The 23512-nt window shown below is 43.1% G+C and carries 21 protein-coding genes; 11 read left to right on the top strand and 10 right to left on the bottom strand.

The genetic code is table 11. From position 1 onward, the window contains the following. Positions 1 to 209: 209 nt before the first annotated feature. The gene (locus FTV25_RS12045) at positions 210 to 1007 is read left to right on the top strand and encodes a tetratricopeptide repeat protein (protein ID WP_180003841.1); all 798 of its coding nucleotides are present in this window, start codon (positions 210 to 212) and stop codon (positions 1005 to 1007) included. A gap of 72 nt (positions 1008 to 1079) precedes the next feature. Here FTV25_RS12045 and FTV25_RS12040 read toward each other — a convergent pair whose 3' ends face one another. The 3 genes from FTV25_RS12040 to FTV25_RS12030 all read right to left on the bottom strand — a co-directional run bounded on the left by FTV25_RS12040 (position 1080) and on the right by FTV25_RS12030 (position 4547). Then, complete coding sequence (locus tag FTV25_RS12040; protein WP_180003843.1) at positions 1080 to 2006, bottom strand: AEC family transporter; 927 nt, start codon at positions 2004 to 2006, stop codon at positions 1080 to 1082. 58 nt (positions 2007 to 2064) lie between these two features. Beyond that, positions 2065 to 3174 carry an NADH:flavin oxidoreductase/NADH oxidase gene (locus tag FTV25_RS12035; RefSeq protein ID WP_180003845.1) on the bottom strand — a complete coding sequence of 370 codons (1110 nt, stop codon included), beginning with the start codon at positions 3172 to 3174 and terminating at the stop codon, positions 2065 to 2067. Positions 3175 to 3278: 104 nt separating this feature from the next. Beyond that, the gene (locus tag FTV25_RS12030; RefSeq protein WP_159123686.1) at positions 3279 to 4547 is read right to left on the bottom strand and encodes a carbohydrate porin; all 1269 of its coding nucleotides are present in this window, start codon (positions 4545 to 4547) and stop codon (positions 3279 to 3281) included. 383 nt (positions 4548 to 4930) lie between these two features. Here FTV25_RS12030 and mutM point away from each other — a divergent pair, with 383 nt between their 5' ends. Beyond that, on the top strand, positions 4931 to 5791 hold the full coding sequence (gene mutM / locus FTV25_RS12025; protein ID WP_180003847.1) for a bifunctional DNA-formamidopyrimidine glycosylase/DNA-(apurinic or apyrimidinic site) lyase: 861 nt from the start codon (positions 4931 to 4933) through the stop codon (positions 5789 to 5791). Then, on the top strand, positions 5788 to 6072 hold the full coding sequence (locus FTV25_RS12020) for a peptidylprolyl isomerase (RefSeq protein WP_180003850.1): 285 nt from the start codon (positions 5788 to 5790) through the stop codon (positions 6070 to 6072). The genes mutM and FTV25_RS12020 overlap by 4 nt, the downstream gene beginning before the upstream one ends. Positions 6073 to 6225: 153 nt before the next feature. Here the strand turns inward: FTV25_RS12020 and mscL are convergent, their stop codons facing one another. Then, a complete protein-coding gene (mscL, locus tag FTV25_RS12015; RefSeq protein WP_159123684.1) occupies positions 6226 to 6669 on the bottom strand; it encodes a large conductance mechanosensitive channel protein MscL in 444 nt (147 codons plus the stop codon). A 152-nt stretch (positions 6670 to 6821) separates the two neighbouring features. Next, positions 6822 to 8657, bottom strand: coding sequence for a translational GTPase TypA (gene typA / locus FTV25_RS12010; RefSeq protein ID WP_004785176.1), 1836 nt, complete (start codon positions 8655 to 8657; stop codon positions 6822 to 6824). A 162-nt stretch (positions 8658 to 8819) separates the two neighbouring features. On the opposite strand from typA, the gene FTV25_RS12005 reads away from it, so the two are divergent. The 3 genes from FTV25_RS12005 to FTV25_RS11995 all read left to right on the top strand — a co-directional run bounded on the left by FTV25_RS12005 (position 8820) and on the right by FTV25_RS11995 (position 12754). Then, positions 8820 to 10190, top strand: coding sequence for a uracil-xanthine permease family protein (locus FTV25_RS12005; RefSeq protein WP_159123683.1), 1371 nt, complete (start codon positions 8820 to 8822; stop codon positions 10188 to 10190). A gap of 66 nt (positions 10191 to 10256) precedes the next feature. Continuing rightward, complete coding sequence (locus FTV25_RS12000; RefSeq protein WP_180003852.1) at positions 10257 to 11291, top strand: methyltransferase; 1035 nt, start codon at positions 10257 to 10259, stop codon at positions 11289 to 11291. Continuing rightward, positions 11291 to 12754: an amino acid permease gene (locus FTV25_RS11995; protein ID WP_180003854.1), complete on the top strand. Its 1464-nt coding sequence runs from the start codon at positions 11291 to 11293 to the stop codon at positions 12752 to 12754. Before FTV25_RS12000 ends, FTV25_RS11995 begins: the two co-directional genes overlap by 1 nt. 55 nt (positions 12755 to 12809) lie before the next feature. Here the strand turns inward: FTV25_RS11995 and FTV25_RS11990 are convergent, their stop codons facing one another. Together FTV25_RS11990 and omp38 are read right to left on the bottom strand one after the other, a co-directional pair. Beyond that, on the bottom strand, positions 12810 to 13343 hold the full coding sequence (locus FTV25_RS11990; protein WP_180003857.1) for a peptidase C39: 534 nt from the start codon (positions 13341 to 13343) through the stop codon (positions 12810 to 12812). 103 nt (positions 13344 to 13446) lie between these two features. Continuing rightward, positions 13447 to 14502: an outer membrane protein Omp38 gene (gene omp38 / locus FTV25_RS11985; RefSeq protein WP_180003860.1), complete on the bottom strand. Its 1056-nt coding sequence runs from the start codon at positions 14500 to 14502 to the stop codon at positions 13447 to 13449. A 375-nt stretch (positions 14503 to 14877) separates the two neighbouring features. Here omp38 and FTV25_RS11980 point away from each other — a divergent pair, with 375 nt between their 5' ends. The 3 genes from FTV25_RS11980 to FTV25_RS11970 all read left to right on the top strand — a co-directional run bounded on the left by FTV25_RS11980 (position 14878) and on the right by FTV25_RS11970 (position 17329). Then, positions 14878 to 15399, top strand: coding sequence for a GspH/FimT family pseudopilin (locus tag FTV25_RS11980; RefSeq protein WP_180003862.1), 522 nt, complete (start codon positions 14878 to 14880; stop codon positions 15397 to 15399). Positions 15400 to 15511: 112 nt separating this feature from the next. Next, a complete protein-coding gene (locus FTV25_RS11975) occupies positions 15512 to 16687 on the top strand; it encodes an acetyl-CoA C-acyltransferase (protein WP_180003864.1) in 1176 nt (391 codons plus the stop codon). Between the two features lie 186 nt (positions 16688 to 16873). After that, complete coding sequence (locus tag FTV25_RS11970; protein ID WP_180003866.1) at positions 16874 to 17329, top strand: VOC family protein; 456 nt, start codon at positions 16874 to 16876, stop codon at positions 17327 to 17329. Between the two features lie 51 nt (positions 17330 to 17380). Here FTV25_RS11970 and FTV25_RS11965 read toward each other — a convergent pair whose 3' ends face one another. From FTV25_RS11965 to FTV25_RS11955, 3 genes are all read right to left on the bottom strand, one after another. Next, on the bottom strand, positions 17381 to 17866 hold the full coding sequence (locus FTV25_RS11965) for a DUF934 domain-containing protein (RefSeq protein WP_159123675.1): 486 nt from the start codon (positions 17864 to 17866) through the stop codon (positions 17381 to 17383). Next, complete coding sequence (locus tag FTV25_RS11960) at positions 17859 to 19502, bottom strand: nitrite/sulfite reductase (RefSeq protein WP_180003868.1); 1644 nt, start codon at positions 19500 to 19502, stop codon at positions 17859 to 17861. The genes FTV25_RS11965 and FTV25_RS11960 overlap by 8 nt, the downstream gene beginning before the upstream one ends. Positions 19503 to 19728: 226 nt before the next feature. Further along, positions 19729 to 20853: a CaiB/BaiF CoA-transferase family protein gene (locus FTV25_RS11955; protein ID WP_180003870.1), complete on the bottom strand. Its 1125-nt coding sequence runs from the start codon at positions 20851 to 20853 to the stop codon at positions 19729 to 19731. A 213-nt stretch (positions 20854 to 21066) separates the two neighbouring features. Here FTV25_RS11955 and FTV25_RS11950 point away from each other — a divergent pair, with 213 nt between their 5' ends. Together FTV25_RS11950 and FTV25_RS11945 are read left to right on the top strand one after the other, a co-directional pair. Next, entirely contained in the window at positions 21067 to 22077 is a 1011-nt protein-coding gene (locus tag FTV25_RS11950) for an AraC family transcriptional regulator (RefSeq protein WP_004785199.1), read from the top strand. A gap of 224 nt (positions 22078 to 22301) precedes the next feature. Continuing rightward, the gene (locus FTV25_RS11945) at positions 22302 to 23507 is read left to right on the top strand and encodes an acetyl-CoA C-acetyltransferase (RefSeq protein ID WP_159123672.1); all 1206 of its coding nucleotides are present in this window, start codon (positions 22302 to 22304) and stop codon (positions 23505 to 23507) included. Positions 23508 to 23512 lie beyond the last annotated feature (5 nt).

Here is a 23512-nt window from a genome sequence, read left to right as displayed (position 1 = left end):
ACAATTAAATAGACAAAGATTGACTGAATAAAACACACCTTAAACCGAGCACGCTTTTATTGATTCATCTCCTATATGATTCTCAAATAATTTGTAATTAGTCACATATTCAGTATTTACAAAGCCTGAAATCGTCTTATGATGTAGATGAAAACGACAAAAATCGCACCATGGAATTAGGTGTTAGAAAAATTAAGGTTATCGGAACAATGAAAAAATTAGTACTTGCTGCAATTCTTGCAGTGTCCAGCCAATTTGCCCTAGCAAACACTTCAAATGCCCCAGTTGACCCTCAATTTGCCAAAATTGAAGAGATGGTGAATGCCATGAATTTCAAGGGTGCCTACGATGCTTTAAGCAAACTGGCCAGCCAGGGAAATGCACAGGCTATCTATAACCTAGGCTATTTAACGCAAACTGGCCAAGGCACTGCCAAGGACGAAAAAAAGGCTATTCAGCTATATGAACAGGCTGCCAGCAAAGGTTATCCGGTGGCCAACTATGTACTGGGCAAGAATTATACCGGTGGTACTTTAGGCCTTAAGCAGGATTTGGGCAAAGCCAAACAATACCTGGAACGTGCATCGGCAGCCAATTTCGATGAAGCAACCGTAGATCTAGCTATACTTTTATTTGCTGAAGGTACAACAGCTTCTGACCAGCAGGCTTTGAAAAAATTACAGCCTCTGATTAGCAAGGGTAATATGCCGGCCATTCATGCCAAAGCCTTATATGACATCAGCAACGGCTTTAAAACCAAGAATGAAAAGCCGATCCAGCAAGGCTTGAGCAGTATTCAGGATCTGGCGAAAAAAGGCTATATCCCCGCCCTCATGGCGATTGGCAATATGTTTGCCAACGGTAGTATTGTTCCGCAAAACCTGCCTGAAGCGAAAAAGATCTTTGCGGCCCTGGCACAGGAAAATATTCCTAAGGCCAGAGAATCTCTAGCAGCAGTGGATAAAATGATTGCTGAACAGAAAAAAGCACCTGCCAAAAAAAGTTGATCAGACTTAATCAAAATAAAAAAGCTCCTATTGGAGCTTTTTTATGGGATATAGATTTGTAAGTCAGCTTGTTTAACTCCACCACAAAGTAATAAGTCCACTGGCAACCACAAAACCTGCGATAGTACTCATCAATAAAGGGGTTAAGGTTCGCTCATTGAGGCCGTATGCTTGTCCTAACATACCGAAAATCGTTGGCATAGGCAGTGCTGCAATCAAAGTCCCAGCATAGATCATTTCCTGACTCAGGTGAGTCAGTCGACTAAGACCTAGATACATCAGGATCGGCATCAGGATATTGCTGGAAAATACCAAATAGAAACTTTGCAGATTCACATATTTCAGGCTCATGCCCACGATTCCGCCACCAATCGCAAACAGCGCCAAAGGTGAGGCAGTCTGTCCAATCATGGCAAAGACCTGGTCCAGATAAATTGGCAAGCGAATTTCAAAAATCGCACAGGCCATACCCAGCATCACCCCCATAAATAAAGGGTTCTTGAACAGCATGAGAATGGTACTTTTCACAAGACTACCCAGATTGGCTTGATGTTGGGTACCGAGTGCAGCCAGGATCAACACCATCGGAATCAGGATCATGCTTTCAATGATGACCACCAGAGAGGTATAGGTCATTGCATGCTGTCCCACCAATAAAGTGAGTACTGCTGTACCGATCAATCCGGTATTGGACATTGCTGCCCCTAAGGACAGAACAGCACTATGCGAGGAGGTATTCCGGAACTGACGGTGCATCAGCCAGAAGCTGAAACCATAAAGTAATAAAGTGACAGAGGTATAGACCGCAAAGTATTCAAAATACCAGATTTCATGCAGATCTTTAGAGGCTAAAAACTGGAAGAACAGTAACGGTAAGGCCACTTTGATGACAAAGGCCCCTACCATTTCGACCTGTTCTTTTTTTAGAATTTGACATTTCACACTCAGGTAACCTAGTGCCAATAATAAAAATATGGGCACAATTACCGCAATAATCATATGAAATGTCCTGTTGTTTGAGATGCGTTATTATAAGCCTTTCTAAGAAAAAATAGCCTTAAAACGATTCAAACAACTGATTTAAGCCATGCGGTGCAGAACGTAAATATTGTGGAGAAATTGCTATTTTTTCATCCAGCGTTACTGCGGCATGCCAAGGCCAGCGTGGATCATAAAGCAAGGCACGTGCAATCGCGATCGCATCAGCCTGTTTATACTCCAGTATGCCTTCTGCCTGCTGTGCATCGGTAATCAAACCCACAGCAATGACTGGAATATTCACGTCCTTTTTAATCGCTTCAGCAAAAGGGACCTGATAATTCGGATGCACATCAATTTTCTGATCTACATGTAAACCTGCACTCGAAACGTGAATATAGACTGCACCCAGTTTCTCCAGTTCTTTGGATAGTTCGACTGAAGATTCTACATCCCAACTTTCTACGCCATCCATCCAGTCCGTTGCTGAGATACGAACACCAATTGGAAAACCTTCTGGTACGGCGGCTTTTATTGCTTCAAATACTTCAAGCGTCAGACGAATACGGTTTTCAAATGAACCGCCATATTGATCCTGACGATGATTCGATAACGGTGACATGAACTGATGCAGTAAATAACCATGTGCTGCATGTAGTTCAATCAGTTCAAAGCCAGCTTCAACCGCCCGCTTTGCACTGGCTGCAAAATCCTGAATTACTTGCTGGATTTCATCAACACTTAAAGACTTAGGTGGATGTTCATGAGTCTGGAAAGGAATATCACTGGCAGAGACAGTTTGCCAACCGAGTGAATGATCTGGGGCGAACTGCCCTTTGCCACCCCAAGGTTTATCTGTAGAAGCTTTACGGCCTGCATGTGCGAGTTGAATTGCAAAAGGCATAGGAGAAATTGACTTGACCTTTTGCAATAAGGTTTTGATCTGGCTGGCCTGCTGGTCATTCCAAAGCCCTAAATCGGCATAACTGATGCGCCCTTCAGGCTGTACAGCGGTGGCTTCCACAATGCAAAGACCTGCACTGGATAAGGCATAATTGGCCCATTGTTGTTCATGCCAGTAAGTGATTTCACCTTGCTCGGTTGCAGAGTACTGACACATCGGGGCAATCACAATTTTATTTTTAAGTTGCAATGATCCAAACTGAACCGGCTGAAATAGTAGTGACACGCGGTATTCCCTCTTTTTGTGAAGTGGCTTTTCAGAACTTTTTACCAAAAAATAAAAAACAGGCTCTGATGAGCCTGTTTATTTATAACGTGATTAAATTCTTTTTAGAAGATCACTCGTGTAGTCAAACCTAACACCAATGCATTATCCACTTGATTGCTAGATCCCGGATTTATAACGTATTGCAGGTTTGGACGTAGCATCAGCCATTTTGTTGCGTTATAGCTGTAGTTGAGTTCGATATTGTATTCGGCACTCGCATCATAAATTGGACGTGAATCTGCAAAGCGGTCATTTACATGTACACGGTTAACCGCTAAACCCAATATATCATTCGGCTGGCTATCCACCAGACCAATATATTTCAGACCCAACTGTTGTGAATTATCTACTTTATTGGTATCACGATCATGCCAGGTAAAGTTAGCGAATGAGTGTAAACCCTGACGGTCATTACCCGTTGAAGTCAATTGCTGCTCTACAGCTAACCAGCCCGCAAAGGTGCGGTTTTTTCCTTCACCTGTCGCAACATCTTTCTGGTTGGCAACATCATCAGCAGTGTTATACATACCGCCTACACGATAGCTGCCAGGCAAACCATTTACCAATGATTTTGGTGTCCAGATTACTTCTGCAGGAATGGTCACACCATCAGCATTGTCGGTATCCAGACTCCAGCCCTGACCTTCGGCTTTGGCATTACCATTATCTGGATTAAATTCATAAACACCGACTTGTACAGCAACTTCAGGATTTAACTGCTGTTTTACACGTGCACCCCATTGTGCGACTGGGGTATTCATCCAGATATTGCCCTGCCATTTACCCATCTGCGCAGCACAGAATGCTGTACTGGCAAAATCACAAGCCATCACGTTAAAGTCCATACCCAGACCCAGACGACCAGCTTTAATACTCAGACCTTGATCCTTATAGTTCTTTTCAATTGAAAGTTCGGTTAAACGGCTGTCCTGGTTACCACGGCCAAATGTTCCTTGCACATTAGCCATATGCGGTACTGTTTGAGATACTTGTAAATCACGTACCGATGTACTTTGTCCCTGACGTGCAGTCGCAACTGCACGAACCGTTACGCCATCCCAACCTGCCAGTTTTTCCATGTCTAACTGTGTACCTAACCATAACTGTGCAGAAGTTAGAGGATCAGCCCCTTCATTACGTCCGCCATCAGCCAGATATGCTGTATCTGTCAGCAAGTTTGCTTCAAATTTGACACCTTGTTGAGCAAGTTCAGTACGTTTTCCATTCCAGTCACCTAATAGGTACTGTCCTTGAGAATCAAATGCAGACTCAGCCTGCGCAGAGGTCATGGCTGCCATCAATGGCAATAAAGCTAGACTTAACTTTTTCATATAAAACCTAAACATATGGAGAGAGTAAAGGCAGCCTGATGCATGCCCTGTATGACTTGATACAGAACGTTACATAACTTTTCACTTAAAAACGCAGCAATTTTTTTATTATTAGTAAAACTTTGAGTTATAAGAAAAGATATTTTATATAACAATAAATTCTATAGAATTTATATTTTTCAGTAAGTTAAATACTAAAAATCAACCCATATATTTCCTATTTTTATTATTTAAATCTAAAACCTGCTCAATATTAAAGTTTATTTTTTAACCAATTGTTCAAATGTTTTTGAATATCCTGCCCATAATTTCTATTCAAACAGGACTTGCATTCAGACTTAAAACACCCAATATTAGCCACATGATAATAGCTACCAAGTGTTATGCCTGAATTACCTGAAGTTGAAACCACCAAAACCAGCCTCCTTCCCCTTCTTAATCAGCAAGTGTTAAAAGTTGAAGTGCGTCAGCCTAGTTTACGTTGGCCGATTCCTGATGATCTCGCCCGTCTGCAAGGACAGCGCCTGCTACAGCTTACGCGTCGTTCTAAATATATTCTGGCGCAATTTGAACAGGATACGATGCTCTGGCATCTGGGTATGTCAGGCAGCTTTCGCTTGTGTGAAGCCAGTGAAGAATTGCGCAAGCATGATCATCTGATTATTCAGTTTGAAGAGATTCAGCTGCGTTACCATGACCCGCGCCGTTTCGGCTGTATTCTCTGGTTAGATGCTCAATCACAAAGCAAACTGATTGATACGCTTGGGCCGGAGCCATTAAGCGATGCTTTTAATGCCGAATATCTATTTGAAAAACTAAAAAATAAAAACGTTGGCACCAAAGTTGCAATTATGGATAACCATGTCGTGGTCGGCGTAGGCAATATCTATGCAACTGAAAGCCTGTTCAATATGGGTATTCATCCAGCCCAGCCAGCCTCAAGTTTGAGTTTCGAACAGATTGAAAAACTGGTGGTTGAGATCAAGCGTATTTTAAAACAGGCGATTGACTTAGGTGGTTCTACCTTACGCGACTACACCAATGCTATGGGAGAAAATGGTTATTTCCAGCAGACGCTGTTGGCTTATGGCCGTGCAGGAGAAATGTGCGTGAACTGCGAAACGACACTGGAAAATATCAAGCTCGGCCAGCGCGCATCCGTCTATTGTCCTGAATGCCAGCCGCTAAAAAAGGTAAAGCTTTCACCTAAGCGTGTGGCTGCTGTACGAGGTAAGAAATCATGAAGACTGCGATTGTCCGTCATATTCTGGTGAAGGATAAAGATACTGCGGAACAGCTTAAGAAGAAGATTCTGGCAGGTGCAGATTTTTCTAAGATTGCCAAACAATACTCAATCTGTAACTCTGCCAAACGTGGTGGTGAACTCGGTGAAGTGAAAAAAGGCCAACTTGTTCCAGTGATTGATAAACTGGTCTTTACTGCTGCAGAACATGTTCTACATGGCCCAATCAAAAGTCAGTTCGGTTTTCATTTGGTCGAAATTAAGTTTCGGATGGATTTTTAATTCCTTTAGGGTTCCCTCTCCTCTCAGGAGAGGGTTAGGGAGAGGTAAATTCCTAATCACCTTCACCCTTACGCGGCAGTGCCGCTCATCTCCCATAGGGAGAGGGTGCAAAAAACGGCACACTCAGCGCCGTTTTTTATTTATCCCTAAAGCTTAAGCTTCCGGACGTTTTTTTAGCTCATCACGAATTTCACGTAACAATGCAATATCTTCCGGAGTCGCTTCAGGTTCAGGCGCTGCTTCTTCTGCTTTATCACGGCGCAGTTTGTTCATCAGTTTCACCAACCAGAATACAACCCATGCCAATAACAGGAAGTTAATGAGAATGGTCAAGAAATTACCATAAGCAAAGACATTCAGACCGGCTGCCTGTGCTTCAGCCAGATTGGTCACATTATTTGGATTATCGCCTAACACGACAAACCAGTTAGAGTAATCAACATCACCACCCAAGATCCAGCTCACGACAGGCATGATGATATCTTTCACCATAGAATCGATAATTTTACCAAAAGCACCGCCAATGATCACACCCACTGCGAGATCCATGACATTGCCTTTTACCGCAAATTCTTTAAATTCTTGAATAATGCTCATAAAGTCACCAGTATTTTTATGCAATTTTGTGATGGATTATACATTAGTTAGGGATTTCTATTTAAAACTAATTTATTAAGTGTATGTAATTTCTACCCAATAAAAAAGCCGCTGAACTGATTCAGCGGCTTTTTTCGTATCAGTGACCGGTCTTATTTAGAACGGTTACGTTTACGTTCGTTTTCAGTCAGGTAACGTTTACGGATACGGATTGACTTAGGTGTTACTTCAACTAGCTCGTCATCTTCAATGAATTCAAGCGCTTGTTCTAGCGTGTATTCAAGGTTTGGAACAAGAGTCAATGCTTCATCAGTACCAGACGCACGTACGTTAGTTAACTGTTTCGCTTTAGTTGGGTTAACCACCATGTCGTCAGAACGTGAGTTGATACCTACGATCATACCTTCATAAACTTCTAACTGTGGTTTAGCAAACAGACGACCACGGTCTTGAAGTGTGAACAGTGCATAGCCCAGGCAAGTACCTTGAACCATAGAAATCAGTACACCGTTTTGACGTTTCGCAACAGTACCTTGTTTAGCAGGACCGTAGTGCGAGAAGCTTGAAGTCATGATACCAGTACCAGAAGTCATGGTCATGAATTCAGAACGGAAACCGATCAAGCCACGTGAAGGAACAGTTGCTTCAATACGGATACGGCCTTTACCGTCCACTTCCATATTAGTCATTTCGCCTTTACGGTGACCCATTTGTTCCATTACAGAACCTTGGTGCTGTTCTTCAACGTCAAACGTTACGTTTTCGTACGGTTCTTGCATTTGACCGTCGATTTCTTTCATGATCACTTGTGGACGTGATACACCAAGCTCGAAGCCTTCACGACGCATGTTTTCAATCAGTACAGAAAGGTGAAGCTCACCACGACCAGATACTTTGAAACGGTCAGGACTGTCAGTATCTTCAACACGAAGTGCTACGTTGTGGATCAATTCGCGGTCAAGACGCTCACGGATATTACGTGAAGTTACGAATTTACCTTCTTTACCAGCGAACGGAGAGTTGTTCACCTGGAAAGTCATAGACACAGTCGGTTCATCTACAGAAAGTGCGGGAAGCGCTTCAACATTTTTAGGATCACAGATTGTATCTGAAATGTTCAGTGCATCGATACCAGTTACACAAACGATATCACCTGCAGAAGCTTCTTCAATGTCAACACGTTCTAGACCATGGTAACCCATGATTTTCAAGATACGGCCGTTACGGGTTTTGCCTTCTTTGTCGATAACAGTCACAGGAGTGTTTAATTTCACTGAACCACGCTGGATACGACCAACACCGATTACACCTACGAAGCTGTTATAGTCCAAAGATGAAATTTGCATCTGGAATGGACCATCAACGTCAACTGCTGGTGGCTCAACGATGTCTACGATTGTTTGGAACAATGGAGTCATGTCATCAGCAAGTTCTTCTGGAGAAGGACCAGCAACACCACGAAGACCAGAAGCATAAACTACTGGGAAGTCTAACTGTTCGTCAGTACCGCCAAGGTTGTCGAACAAGTCGAACACTTGATCGATTACCCAGTCTGGACGCGCACTTGGTTTATCAACTTTATTGATAATTACGATTGGTTTCAAACCACGCGCGAACGCTTTTTGCGTTACGAAACGAGTTTGTGGCATAGGACCTTCTTGTGAGTCTACAAGAAGCAGTACGCAGTCAACCATCGACATTACACGTTCAACTTCACCACCGAAGTCGGCGTGTCCCGGGGTGTCCACGATGTTAATACGGTATTCTGTATCTGTACGTTTATCTAACCACTTGATTGCAGTGTTTTTTGCAAGAATGGTAATACCACGTTCAGATTCTAACGCGTTCGAATCCATGACACGCTCGATCTCACCCGCGCGATCACCGAGAGCACCTGATTGTTGCAAAAGTTTGTCTACAAGAGTGGTTTTACCATGGTCGACGTGCGCGATAATGGCAATGTTACGGAGAGTTTTAATATCTGACATGTAAATTCGATACGTTTTAAATTTGAGGGCAAATTATACAGAAAAATACAAACTTTTGACAGTGACTGTTTGTAGAGAGCGTCAATTTTTTTTCCAATTACTTTTGTAATGACGTGTAACTCGATTAGAATAGCGCCACCCAGCCTTAATTTGCATTGACACATGTCTGATTTTAATCAATCTCCTCCTTCTAAAGATCAACTTGACCTTGTCTACGGCCTTGAAGATCGTCCTAAACCGTTTATCGCATTTTTAGCCGCATTCCAGCATTTATTGGCCATTATTGTCCCAATTGTAACGCCAGGTTTACTGATCTGTCTGGCATTGGGTGTGTCTAAAGAAGACACCAACATGATCTTGTCCATGTCTTTGGTGATCTCTGGTATCGCAACTTTCTTACAATCCAAGAAAGTGGGTCCCTTTGGCGCAGGCTTGCTGATTGTTCAGGGTACAAGTTTTAACTTTATTGGCCCAATCATCGGGATCGGTTCAGCGATGGTCGCTGCAGGCACACCGGTAGAAGCGGTGATGGCTTCGATCTTTGGTGTAGTGATTGCAGGTTCATTTATTGAAATGGGCGTGTCACGCATTTTGCCATGGGTGAAGAAACTCATTACTCCACTAGTAACGGGTATTGTAGTTCTATTGATTGGTTTAACCTTGATTAAAGAAGGTCTGATCAGCATGGGTGGTGGTTATCAAGCCATGGGTGACAAAACTTTCGCCAATGCAGATAACCTCATCATGTCATGTACGGTTTTGGCTTTAATTATTTTACTCAACCGTGTACGTATTACATGGGTAAAAAGTTCTGCCATCCTGATTGCCTTAGTCGTGGGTTACATCCTTGCAGGCTTTATGGGTCATTTAAACTTTGATGGCTTAAAAGATGCACCTCTGGTTCAGATTCCTACCCCAATGCATTTTGGTTTAAGCTTCTCATGGAGCTTATTCATTCCAATGGCATTCATTTACCTGGTGACTTCACTAGAAGCCATTGGTGATATTACCGCAACATCAAAATTATCGAATCAGCCAGTGGATGGTCAAACCTGGATGAATCGCATTAAAGGTGGTGTGTTAGTGAATGGTGCTAACTCTCTGCTTGCAGGCTTATTTAATACCTTCCCAAGTTCAGTTTTCGCACAAAATAATGGTGTGATTCAATTGACTGGTGTAGCTAGCCGTTATGTTGGGATATGGATCGCAGCACTCCTCGTGATTCTAGGTCTACTGCCTGCTGTTGCAGGTGTGATCCAAGCCGTTCCTCAAGCTGTGCTTGGTGGCGCAGTGATGGTGATGTTCGGTGCAGTCGCTGCATCTGGGATTAATATCCTGTCTGGTATTCACTTAGACCGTCGTGCCCTGCTGATCATTGCAATTTCGCTTGCACTTGGCTTAGGCGTTGCACAGGTACCTCAGATTCTGGAACATCTTCCTGAATTATTCCGTAACATCTTTAGCTCAGGTGTTGCGACAGGCGGTATTGCAGCCCTCATATTGAATATTGTTCTTCCTGAAGTAAAGAAGTAATTTCATGTCCAAAGAACACTGTCTGAGTTGGACTCGGACAGTGTTTTTTCTATTGGAGAAAGATCTATGGATCCTAAAAGCGAAGTTTTATTAAGACAATATGATTATTTGTCTGGTCGCGTATTGCTGGTAAATGCCCCGACCGATGAGCTTCTTGCTGAATGTGGTGAATCTATCCAGCCCTTTGTTTGGACATGGAATTATAATGATTTTCAATATTTCCAGTCACAGCAGGCTCAGGTTCATTTCGGCGCAGAATTTCCTGATCAGGAATTTGATCAGGCAGTTATTTTCGTACCTAAATCAAAAGAATTATTGAATTATCTGATTCACAATATTGCAGCCCGATTAAAACAAGGCAGCAGTGTCTTTCTGGTCGGTGAAAAGAAAGGTGGCGTAGAGCGTGCGGCAAAGCAGCTACAGGCTTATGGTAAACTCATCAAGCTCGACAGCGCACGACATTGCCAATTGTGGCAATTGACTCTAGACTGCACGGTCGAAGCAAAAGCGTTGGCAGATTGGGCACAGACCTATACAGTGGCCACACCAAAAGGTGATTTGCAGATTTGTGCACTTCCAGGTGTATTCAGTCAGGATCATCTGGATGTAGGAACAGCGGTGTTCTTACCCTATTTATCTCAGGTGACCTCAGGCAAGATTGCCGACTTTGGCTGTGGTGCAGGCGTGATCAGTGCTTATTTAGCCAAACTGAATCCTGAGAACCGTATTTTTGCTCTGGACGTGGATGCCTTTGCCTTGGCTTCTACTCAAATGACATTTGAGAAAAATCAGCTCAACCCTCAGCAGCTGGAAATTAAAGCTGTGTCAGGTATTGAAGATGCACCGCTTTTTTTACATGCCATTGTCAGCAATCCCCCTTTCCATCAGGGAATCCAGACCAATTATGCGGCCAGCGAAACTTTATGCAAGACTTCGCGTCGTCATCTCAAGTCTGGCGGTGAATTATGGATTGTGGCAAACCGTTTCTTAAATTATCCAATTTTAATTGAACAAAGTTTTGGCCAATGTACAGTCAAAACTGATCAACAAGGTTTTAAAGTGCTCTTCGCCAGCACTCAAAAAAATGCTAAGGAATCATGATGAGCGAAACTCAGAACAGCGTGCAGCTGCAGCGTAAGCTTGGTGCTCGTCATCTCAATATGATCGCGATTGGCGGGTCTATCGGTACAGGTTTATTCCTGGCCTCAGGTGCGACTATTGCCAGCGCAGGCCCGGGTGGCGCACTTCTCGCCTATGCCCTGATTGGCGTAATGATTTATTTCTTGATGACCAGCCTTGGAGAACTTGCGACTCATAATCCGACCTCGGGCGCATTCTTTACCTACGGCACCAAATATGTCGAAGGTGGTTTCGGTTTCGCTTTAGGCTGGAACTACTGGTACAACTGGGCGATTACCGTTGCCTTTGAACTGGTTGCCGTACAGTTTATTATGAAATTCTGGTTTCCTGATATTCCGGGCTTTTACTGGAGTGCGATCTTCCTCGCGGTGATCTTCGGGATTAACGCTCTCACAGTAAAAGGTTTTGGTGAGTCAGAATTCTTCTTCTCATTGGTGAAAGTTCTGGCAATTATTGCCTTTATCATCATCGGGATCTGGATGATTGCCAAGATCATGCTCACACCGGGTGTTTCGGCATTTGCAAACTGGAGCGTAGGTGAAGCGCCTTTTGTAGGCGGTTTCCAGGCCTTGATTGGTGTTGCCATGATTGCCGGATTCTCGTTCCAGGGTACCGAGATGGTTGGTGTAGCGGCTGGTGAATCTAAAGATCCGCAAAAAACCATTCCAGTCGCGATCAAGCAAATCTTCTGGCGAATCCTGCTGTTCTATATCGTATGTATTTTCATTATCGGTACATTGATTGCCTATAATGATCCGCGTCTCTTACAGGCAGCTGCAACTGAAGATATTGCCCTTTCTCCATTCACTTTATTGTATGAGAAAGCAGGTTTTGCTTTTGCAGCCAGTATGATGAATGCGGTAATTCTGACTGCGATTCTGTCTGCAGGTAACTCAGGCATGTATTCTTCGACCCGTATGCTGTTCGATATGGCACGTAAAGGCAGTGCGCCTAAGCTGTTTGCCCATCTGGATTCACGCGGTGTACCGATGAATGCCCTGTATGCGACCACGGCGATTGCGGCACTATGCTTCTTGACCACATTCTTTGGCGAGCAGGAAGTCTTTAACTGGTTGCTGAATATGTCAGGTATGTGTGGCTTCATTGTCTGGCTCGGAATTGCGATCTCACATTACCGCTTCCGTAAAGGTTATCTGGCTCAAGGCTATCAACTTGAAGGTCTAGCCTATAGAGCTAAATTCTTCCCGTTCGCGCCTTGGTTTGCCTTCGTCCTTTGTTCAATTGTTGTTCTAGGTCAAAATTATCAAGCTGTCCTAGATGGTGAGTGGTTGGCTGTCCTTTCTACTTATATCGGTATTTTATTATTCCTGGTGATCTGGCTAGGTTATAAGTGGAAATATAAAACCAAACTGGTTTCCTATCAGGAGATGGATGTTCGACCGATGAATATTGAAAAACACTAAGTTCTCACCTTTATTAAAAAAGCAGCTCAAGTAGCTGCTTTTTTATATTCTGAAATCAGCTATGACGCATGACAAAATTACGGTCATCAATCACGATGACTTGCTGACAAATACCTTTTACTCGACGCTGCTGTTCGAAAACTTCTTTAGACATAGCATTAAAACTATCAAAGAAACTGATTTCTTTTTCATTGATTTCATAAATTAATGAATGGTTCCCCACCCCTTCAAGCGTGTCGTAGAACACAATTACAAAATGGCCGTTATCCACTGATTTTTGAATATCTGCATAAGAAAGTGGATATTCATGAACAGGCACTTTGAGTTCTTGTGCTTTTTGATAAAACTGGATTTCAAGCGGCTGTTTATCGGGATCAGTTTCTGTAAAAAACTCAACATTGAGTCCCAATGTTTTTAGGGCAAAAGCGAGCGCAATACTTGAAGCTCCCATCTCATCATTATGCTGTGTCAATTGCACTAAATCAGGAATATGCAGATCTATTCCATAATGATGAAAAACCATCCAGATCGCATAAATACCACTATTAGCTTCCAGACTTTGTAAGTCTTGAGGAAGTTCTATGCTCATGCTTTAACTCAAAATCAGTTTCGAGCAGCAAGTGTATGCAAAAAACAGCCATAAAAAAAGCGACTCTTTGAGTCGCTTTTTTTAATCACTGTTCAATAACGAATTATTGAGCAGCTGGTTGTTCAGCTAGAACAGTACGGCTACCAGTGATTGTCGCGAATACACGACGGTTCATAGCACGACCTTCTTTAGTGTTGTTGTCAGCAATCGGTTGATCCCAAGCGAAACCTTGAGTAGACAAACGAGATGCATCTACGTTGTATTCGTTAACAAGTGCAGATTTAACAGAGTTAGCACGAGCTAGAGATAAACGTTCGTTCAATGCACGTGGACCAGTGCTGTCTGTGTGACCTTCGATACGAGCAGTTGCGTTTGGATATTCAACTAGCTTCTCAGCAACTTTCGCGATTTCTGGTTTGTATTGGTCTTTGATGTTTGATTTATTCGTATCAAAGAACACGCGAAGTTCCATGTTCAGGTCTTCAGTCAACTCTTGTGGAGCTGGAGCTACTGGAGCTACTGGCTCAACTGGAGCAACTTCTACAACGTCAGCAGCTGGTTTCAAACGGCCACCTAGAACTACGTTAAGACCAGCAAGTGCTGTATAGTTCCAGAATTTTTCGTCGAAGTGGTAAGTACCACGAGCTTCAGTACGTAGCGCTAAAGCATCGTTGATGTGCCAGAATGCACCGATACCAGCATTACCTAGTGTACCTTCTTCTTCATCACCACGAGTACCGCGATCTACACCATCAAATTCATATTTGTAGTGACCAGCACCTAACAATGCATATGGCTTGATTTTGCTGTCATAGTTGCCAGTGAACACATCAGAAGTTGCATAGAAGTTACCTGCAATGTTCTGGCCTTTGTATTCTGCACCAGGAGCTGCATAATCTACATCGCCTTTAACCTGGCTATATTCAGCTTCAAAACCTAACCATGGAGTTAATTCAACACCAATCGCAGCACCAACGAATAAATCGTCTTGCATTTCACCTTGAGATGGAATTAATAACTCACCGTCATTACCGCCATTGTTGTGTTGGGTGTCTTGCCAAGTATAACCTAACATTAATGGAGTAACAGTTACGCCTGCGTTTGCAGCAGCAAAAGGAGCAGCTACAAGCATTGCTAAAGCAATACGACTCATTTTCATGGATTTATCCTCCAGAGATAACAATTGTTGTTCAAGCTCAAGCCTTCTAATAGGCCATTCTGAGATAGGCTTTTTTTACCCCAGTGTTATTTTTAAGCTATTCACTGCGCATCATACAAACACTTTATTATTTTTCCAAGTGCTTGATTAATCTAATCAAGTAAATTATTGACAAAATTACTTACAATTTCCGTTGTAATTCAGTAATTTTTTACTCAATTTTTTGTTGTGAATCGCCTATTGTCATTGCCAATTTATTTTTAAGCGCCTTTTTGAATTTTGAGTAAGGCATTTCTTACTCGCTCAATTAAGCATAAAAAACGCACAATTAATAGCATGTTTCAAATAAAAATAATATATAAATCAGGTAACTCTATGTATAAAAAGATAACAAGAGCGTTCACTATTGTTGAGTTAATTATCTGTATTGCCCTTATCGCAATTGTGGTCACAATTGCCTTGCCTTACTTTCATGATTATCTATCCAAGCAGGAAGCTAAAAATATTCCGATGAAACTTACAGCAACCAATCGTTATGCACGCAGCCAGGCAGCTGTGTTTCACCAGAATATTGTGATTTGTCCCAGTCAAGATTCATTAACCTGTCAAGCAAACCAATGGAATAAAAATTTGCTGGTATTTATTGATAAAAACCGTAATCGTCAAGTCGACAATGACGAACAAGTTTTACACATTGAACAACTTAATCTTAAATACGGTAACTTGAGTTGGCGAGGTGCTTTAAGTATGCCGAACGTAACTTATCAAGCCCAGACGGCTTTACCAATTGGATCGAATGGCAGCTTTTATTATTGTTCTACTCACCTTTCGTCCCAGCAACGTATTGTCTTGAATAAAATGGGACATATCCGGATCGAACATCTGGCATCCTGTTAATAAAACCCTAGAGTCTATGATTTATCCAGATTAGGACTTTAATCCTGTACTTTTTTCAATATACTGCTTAGGTTCGAGAAAAAATGATCAAAACTTATAGGGAGATATAACAATGACTGACATCGTAATTGTCAATGGCGCACGTACAGCGATGGGCGGCTTTCAAGGTAGCCTGGCTAGCGTTACTGCACCTGAACTGGGCGCTGCCACCATCAAAGAAGCGATTGCACGTTCAGGCTTGCAGCCGACCGATATTGAAGAAGTCATTATGGGTTGTGTACTCCCAGCAGGTTTAAAACAAGGCCCTGCTCGTCAAGCGATGCGCAAAGCAGGTCTGCCTGATTCTACTGGGGCAGTAACCATCAACAAATTATGTGGTTCAGGCATGAAAGCAGTCATGCAAGCGGCAGATATGATTAAGGCAGGTTCTGCAACTTATGTAGTTGCTGGTGGTATGGAATCCATGACCAATGCGCCATATGTATTGCCAAAAGCGCGTGGCGGTTTCCGTATGGGTCATGGTGAAATCCAGGACCATATGTTCCTGGATGGCCTGGAAGATGCCGAAACTGGTCGCCTGATGGGCTCATTTGCTCAAGATATGGCGAATACAAAAGGCTATACCCGTGAACAGATGGATGAGTTTGCGATCCGTTCACTGAAACGTGCTCAAACTGCAGTCAATGAAGGTTACTTCGCTGATGAAATCGTGCCAGTCACTGTTTCCACCCGTAAAGGTGATGTCGTAGTTGATAAGGACGAACAACCTTTCAATGCCAATATTGATAAGATTCCAACTCTTCGTCCTGCTTTTGCAAAAGACGGGACAATTACGGCAGCAAATGCCAGCTCAATTTCAGATGGTGCCTCTGCCCTTGTTCTGACTTCAAGCGACAATGCAGCAGCTAAAGGTTTAGCGCCTTTGGCTAAAATCATTGCTTATGCTTCAAACTCCCAGCATCCATCTGAATTCACGATTGCGCCAGTGGGTGCGATTCAGAAAGTTCTGGATAAAACTGGCTGGAAAGCTGAGGAAGTTGACCTTTGGGAAATCAATGAAGCGTTTGCTATGGTCACCATGTGCCCAATGGATGAGTTCAAGCTTGATCCTGAAAAAGTCAACATCAATGGTGGTGCATGTGCGCTCGGTCACCCGGTTGGTTCTACAGGTTCACGTATTATCCTGACCTTGATTCATGCATTGAAACGTACAGGCGGTAAACGTGGTATCGCTGCGCTATGTATTGGCGGTGGTGAAGCAACTGCGGTCGCAATCGAACTGATCTAATTCTTTTATAATCAATTCGTAGAGAGGGCTTTTATAGCCCTCTTTTTATTTTATAAATATTTCATTTTTTTATTATCTATCCATAAAGTAAATTCTTTTAATTACATTTTCATAAAGCTTCTTTATCAATCAGATTCAATTCAGGGCGTAAATTAAAGGGATTCAGAATAAGAAAAGGAATCCTGCATGCGACTTAATCACTATCTCAATTTCCAGGGTGAAACCGAAGCTGCCTTTACCTTTTATCGTTCGGTATTTGGTGGCGAATTTTCCAGTCTAACCCGTTATGGAGATACGCCTGGACAGCAAGGAATTGATTTATCAGATGAAGAAAAAAATCTGATTTTGCATATCTCACTTCCAATCAATGAATACACAGAGCTCATGGGCTCTGATATCAATGACAAACTCTGTACTGAAAACACACCAGCATTTAGTAAGGGTACTAATCACTATATTGCGATTATTTTAAGTGCCAATGAACAGGATGAAGCCAAACGACTCTATGAAGCTTTATCGGTGAATGGTCAAATCGAAATGCCTTTAGAAAGAACCTTTTGGGGTGCGCTTTATAGTGCCTTTACGGATCAATTCGGAGTGCAATGGATGATTAACTGCCTACTTGAAGAACGTGCACCCTAAGGTTTAAATACTAAAAAGCCTCCAGATGGAGGCTTTTTAGTCGAAGGCGAATTAAGCCCCAGTTTGATAATTCGGTGTTGGTACTGCTGTTGAAGCTTGGTACGGATTAGTGAAATCACCCAAACCTGCAGCGGCTTCCTGAATATCTTTACCTTCTTTAATGACAAAGGTATCGAAACCAGAACGCTTCATATAGTTCAACACGTCTTTAAACACATCACCTGTAGCACGCAACTCACCTTGGAAACCTTGACGGCGAAGCAATGCAGCAAATGAATAACCACGGCCATCATTAAAACCTGCAAACTCAATAAAAATCGCATCAAGTTGGTCTAGTGGGAATTCATTGGTTTCAGGTGAAGCATCAACCGTTAAGTACAATGCTTTTTTACCAGAAATATTGGCAATCTGGTCTAACTGCTCTACAGTCAGAACTACATCACCCTGTGGCAATACACCATCTTCACCAATTAGCTGGTAAGTGTTATCTGCAATTGTGCCATCCTTAGAGAGCACTTGTAGTGCGGTATTAAGCATATGCGCGCTCCTTGAATGGTTGAATGCCGACACGACGATAAGTATCGATAAACTCTTCACCGTCCTGACGCAAGTCAAGATAAGTATTCAGAATTTCTTCTACGATATCCGGCACCACTTCTGCAGCAAATGATGGCCCAAGAATGTCACCAATAGAGGCATCATGATCCGCATTACCACCTAAAGTGATCTGATAGAATTCAGCGCCTTTTTTATCTACACCCAGTATTCCGATGTTACCTACATGGTGATGACCACAGGCATTCATACAACCTGAAATGTTCAGGTCCAGTTTACCCAAGTTGTAAATGGTATCCAGATCATCAAAACGGCGTGAAATCGCTTCAGAAATTGGAATGGATTTCGCATTCGCTAGTGAGCAGAAGTCACCACCTGGGCAGCAGATAATGTCAGTCAAGAAACCGATATGCGCACGTGCCAGGTTATGCTGATCCAGCGTCTGCCACAATTCGAACAGGTCTTTTTGTGGTACATCTACCAGCGCAATATTTTGCTCGTGAGTCGTACGCAGTTCACCGAAGGTGTACTTGTCTGCAAGATCTGCAATCAGGTTCATCTCTTCAGTGGTCATATCACCTGGTGCAATACCCGCACGTTTCAGTGAAATCGTAACAATACGATAACCTTTCACTTTATGGGCATTGGTATTGATGTTGAACCATTGCTTAAACTTCGGATACTGGGCAAACAGCTCTGTGAAATCTTCATCTGCATAATCCTGGTAATCAAATGGAGTAAAGTTTTCATCCATTTTCGCCAGCGTTTCAGCATCAATCTTTAACGTTTTAACAGTATGCGCAAATTCAGCTTCAACTTTTTCAGCAAAAACTTCTGGAGTTAATGCTTTTACCAGAATCTTGATACGCGCTTTGTATTTGTTGTCGCGACGGCCGTGCAGGTTATAGACACGTAAAACTGCTTCAAGATAAGCAATCAGGTCTTCACGTGGTAGGAAGTCACGAATAAAACTACCAATTACTGGCGTACGGCCCAAGCCACCACCGACTTTAATTTTATAACCGATTTCTCCAGCTTCATTTTTTACGATATAGACACCGATATCGTGGAATGAAGTTGCTGCACGGTCAATCTCTTCCAGCGCAGATACCGCAATCTTGAACTTACGTGGCAGGAAAGCAAATTCCGGGTGGAAAGTTGACCATTGACGGATCAATTCACAGGTCGGACGTGGATCTGCAATTTCACCTGCCACCACACCTGCATACTGGTCAGTGGTAGTATTACGGATACAGTTCCCTGAAGTCTGGATCGCATGCATTTGCACGGTTGCCAGTTCAGCCAGCATATCAGGCACGTTTTCTAGTGCAGGCCAGTTAAACTGGATATTCTGACGGGTTGAAACGTGTGCATAGCCACGATCATACTCTTTCGCCAGATCAGCCACTTTACGAAGTTGTTTAGAATTCATCAGGCCATAAGGTACCGCAATACGCAACATAGGCGCATAACGTTGTACATAAAGACCATTTTGAAGGCGGAGCGGACGGTATTCATCTTCCGTCAATTTGCCCGCTAAATAACGTTCCGTCTGGTCACGGAACTGTGCAACACGTTCATTAATCAGTTGCTGATCGAAATCAGTATATAAATACATGGCGTACAGCTAGTAGTTTCTATTATATCGTCGGCAAGGATAACGACATTGAATCTATCAATAAAATGCTTTTTATACATATTTCATAGCGATTTTATTGATAAGCCTAGCAAACTTTCAATGATATAAAGCTTTAGATCAGCTTCTTCTGATTTTTAACGTGAATGATTTATTTTTTAAATCTTTAGCAGTTTTTTTCATAAACCAAAATGAGAAAGTCGCTCAATTACCACTCTTTGGTTTCGCCTAAAGCCTGACCAATAAATTGATATCGCATAGTTGATCTTGAAAACTTGATCGGGCAAGCCAGTTGAGCTTCGGTTTGCTCCCGCTGATCTACTTTAACTGGTACCTGCACCACCCATTCGCGTTGCTGTGCCAACTCAGAATGCAGGGCTTCATCAAGCTTTAATACAGGCTCGACACAGAAATCCGCCTGAGAAAATAAGGCTTGCCAGTGAGATAGAGGTTGGGATCTGATTTTATCGCGAATTGCCTGTTTTACTAAGGCATGATCTTCAGGCGCGAAAGAAGCACCTTTTTCCAGAATAATCGGCAAATCCAGCAATTGTGCCAGACCTTGCATGAATTGAGGCTCCAGACTGCCTATTGATAGATAGCGATCATCCTGAGTCTGATAATAGTCATAAAAGGTACCGCCATTTAAGTAACCGGATTCAATCTGCTGGTGCTGATTACCCGCCAGACTGGCAGAAGCTGCCATATTATTTAATGTCGCCGCGCAATCGGTCATGGAAATATCAATATATTGTCCTTGACCACTGCTCTGCCGCTCAATCACCGCTGCCAGAATGGCAACCAGCGCATGCATAGAGCCACCCGCGACATCGGCAATCTGGATTCCCATTGCCGGTGGTCCGCTTTCGATCCGGCCACTATGTCCGGCAATCCCAGATAAAGCCAAATAGTTAATATCATGCCCTGCCCGATCTTTATAAGGGCCAGTCTGACCATAACCAGTAATCGAGCAATAAATTAAGCGTGGATTGAGCGCACTGAGTGTTGAATAATCCAGGCCAAGCCGTTGCATCACACCTGGGCGAAATTGCTCTACGACAATGTCATAATCTGCAATTCGGGATTTGATTTGTTCAATATGTTCGGGATTCTTTAAATCCAGTGCGACAGAATGTTTGTTTCTGTTCAGATAATTATGCGTTGTGGCCTGTCCATGTGCAAAAGGTGGCATTAAACGTACCAGATCAGGACGTGTGGGTGATTCAATATGCACAACTTCTGCACCCATGTCTGCAAGATATAATGTGGCAAATGGACCAGGTAATAATGTAGAAAAATCTAATATTTTCAAACCTTTTAATGCATATGACATTGGAGTTATTACTCTATTTATATCGCTTTTTGCCTCATCATAAGAACATAAATGCCCAAAAACAATGTCATGTTCAGCCATTTACCTTGATAGTTTCGGCAATTTAACATGTAAGAAAATGGTAATTGGATTCTTGTAAATTGCCATTGATTTTTTATTTTTTGTCATTTAGGTCAAATATTAGTGAACATTAAAGAGACTGAAGGATTAAACATGAGTCGTGATACGATCAGTATCCATTTCGTCAATGCAGCCTTATACGGCGTTAAGCGCCTGGGCATGGATGTCGATACTTTATTGTCTCACGTTGGGATTGAAGCCGAGCTTCTGCATCAGCCCAAGGCCCGTATTTCGCCTGAACAATATACCCGTTTTATCAAGATGCTCTGGATGGTGACTCAGGACGAACATGTCGGTTTTGACAAGCAGCCGCGTCGTCTTGGCACTTTCGCGATTATGTGTCAGCTGATTATTCATGCCAAAACACTGGGCGATGCACTCGAGCTTTCTTCTCAATTCTACAAACTCTTTGGTGATGACTGGTCTGTAACCCTGGAACGTGACAAGCATGAAGCGCGCCTGGTTCCCCTGATCCCAAATTCGATGGATCCGGAACACTTTATTACTGAAAGTATGTTGATGATCTGGCATGGTCTGGCATCGTGGTTAATTGAACGTCGTCTGCCGCTGGAACGTGTACATTTCAGCTACCCTCGCCCTGCGCATGCAGATGAATACGATGCGCTGTTCTTTGCACCTGTGATGCAGTTCGATATGCCGCGTACTGAAATTACCTTTGCAGCGGATTATCTGGATTTGCCAATTCGCCAGAATGAAGAAACTCTGGAAGAATTCCTGAAAGCAGCACCTGCTCAACTTCTCGTTAAATTTAAAAATACCAACTCGCTGACTTCGCGGATCCGGGATGTATTGAAGAGCCAGATCGGTGAAGAAATGCCGACCTTAAACGATGTTGCATCGATGCTCTATCTATCCCCACAAACCCTGCGTCGCCGTCTTGCTGCCGAAGGCAAGAGCTATCAGGGCGTGAAAGATGCGCTACGTCGCGATGCTGCGATTCACCTGTTATTGAATCCGGATTTAACGTTGGAAGACGTGGCACAACAGGTGGGCTTTAGTGAAACCAGCACTTTCCACCGTGCTTTCAAAAAATGGACAGGGGTAACACCAGGCCTATACCGTCAGTTACACGGTTACCATTAAAAACCTTGCTCTAAAAATGTATACTTGAAAAGTATCGTTTATTAAGCGCTACAAGCCCCTAGCCCAAGCTCCAGACTTGGGCTTTTTTATGCCCGCTTTTTAATCCATCAAGACTGACCAAATTGCTCAAATGATCTGGTCCGTTCTCGTCATTGCACTTCAAGATTTAATCATTACACTCGAAGCATTAGAACAATTTCAGTAAAGCAAGAAAAGGATATTGTATGAGCGAGGCCTATATTATTGATGCCATTCGCACGCCACGCGGAAAGGGAAAAAAAGACGGATCATTACATGAAGTTAAACCAATTAGTTTACTGACTACGCTCTTAAATGAACTGAAAGAACGCCATAACCTGGATACATCTCAGGTGGATGATATTGTGCTGGGCTGTGTGACTCCAATCGGTGATCAGGGTGCAGACATTGCCAAAACTGCTGCAATTGCCGCAGGCTGGGACAATGATGTGGCTGGCGTTCAGATCAACCGTTTCTGTGCTTCGGGTCTGGAAGCTGTAAATCTGGCAGCACAAAAAGTTCGTTCAGGCTGGGAAGATCTGGTCGTTGCGGGTGGTGTTGAATCCATGTCTCGCGTTCCGATGGGTTCTGATGGCGGCCCGTGGGCATTAGATCCTGAAACCAATATGGCTTGCGATTTTATTCCACAAGGCATAGGGGCTGACCTGATCGCGACCATTGATGGTTATAGTCGTGCAGATGTAGATCAATTCGCCGAGCAATCACAAAAGAAAGCGGCAGCAGCCCAAGCGAATGGTTATTTTGATAAATCTATTATTCCAGTGAAAGATAAAGCTGGCGTCGTGATTCTAGACAAAGATGAATTCATTAAACCGACAACAACTGCAGAAGGCTTAAGTGCATTAAAGCCAAGTTTTGCAACGATGGGCCAGATAGGCTTTGATGCTATCGCCCTACAGAAATATCCGGAAGTAGGCTCTGTAAACCATGTCCACCATGCAGGTAATTCTTCAGGCATCGTAGATGGTGCAGCAGTCGTATTACTTGCCTCCGAACAGGCAGTGCAACAGCAAAATCTCAAGCCACGCGCCAAAGTACTGGCAACAGCGCTAGTTGGTGCCGATCCAACCATTATGCTGACCGGCCCTGCCCCGGCTGCACGTAAGGCTTTAGCCAAAGCCGGACTCACTATTGATGATATTGATCTGTTTGAAGTCAATGAAGCTTTCGCTGCTGTGGTAATGCGCTTTATTAATGAAATGAAAGTTGATCCTGCCAAAGTCAATGTCAATGGTGGTGCCATTGCCATGGGACATCCACTCGGTGCGACCGGCGCCATGATTCTAGGCACTTTACTGGATGAACTGGAACGTCAAGGTAAGAAACGTGGACTGGCTACCCTGTGTGTGGGTGGTGGTATGGGCATCGCAACCATTATTGAGTTGGTATAAGGAGA

Source organism: Acinetobacter sp. YH12249 (genome assembly GCF_013417475.1).
Classification (GTDB): domain Bacteria; phylum Pseudomonadota; class Gammaproteobacteria; order Pseudomonadales; family Moraxellaceae; genus Acinetobacter.
The sequence above is the reverse complement of the archived record's forward strand: the minus strand, read 5'-3'. Positions and strand labels throughout refer to the sequence as shown.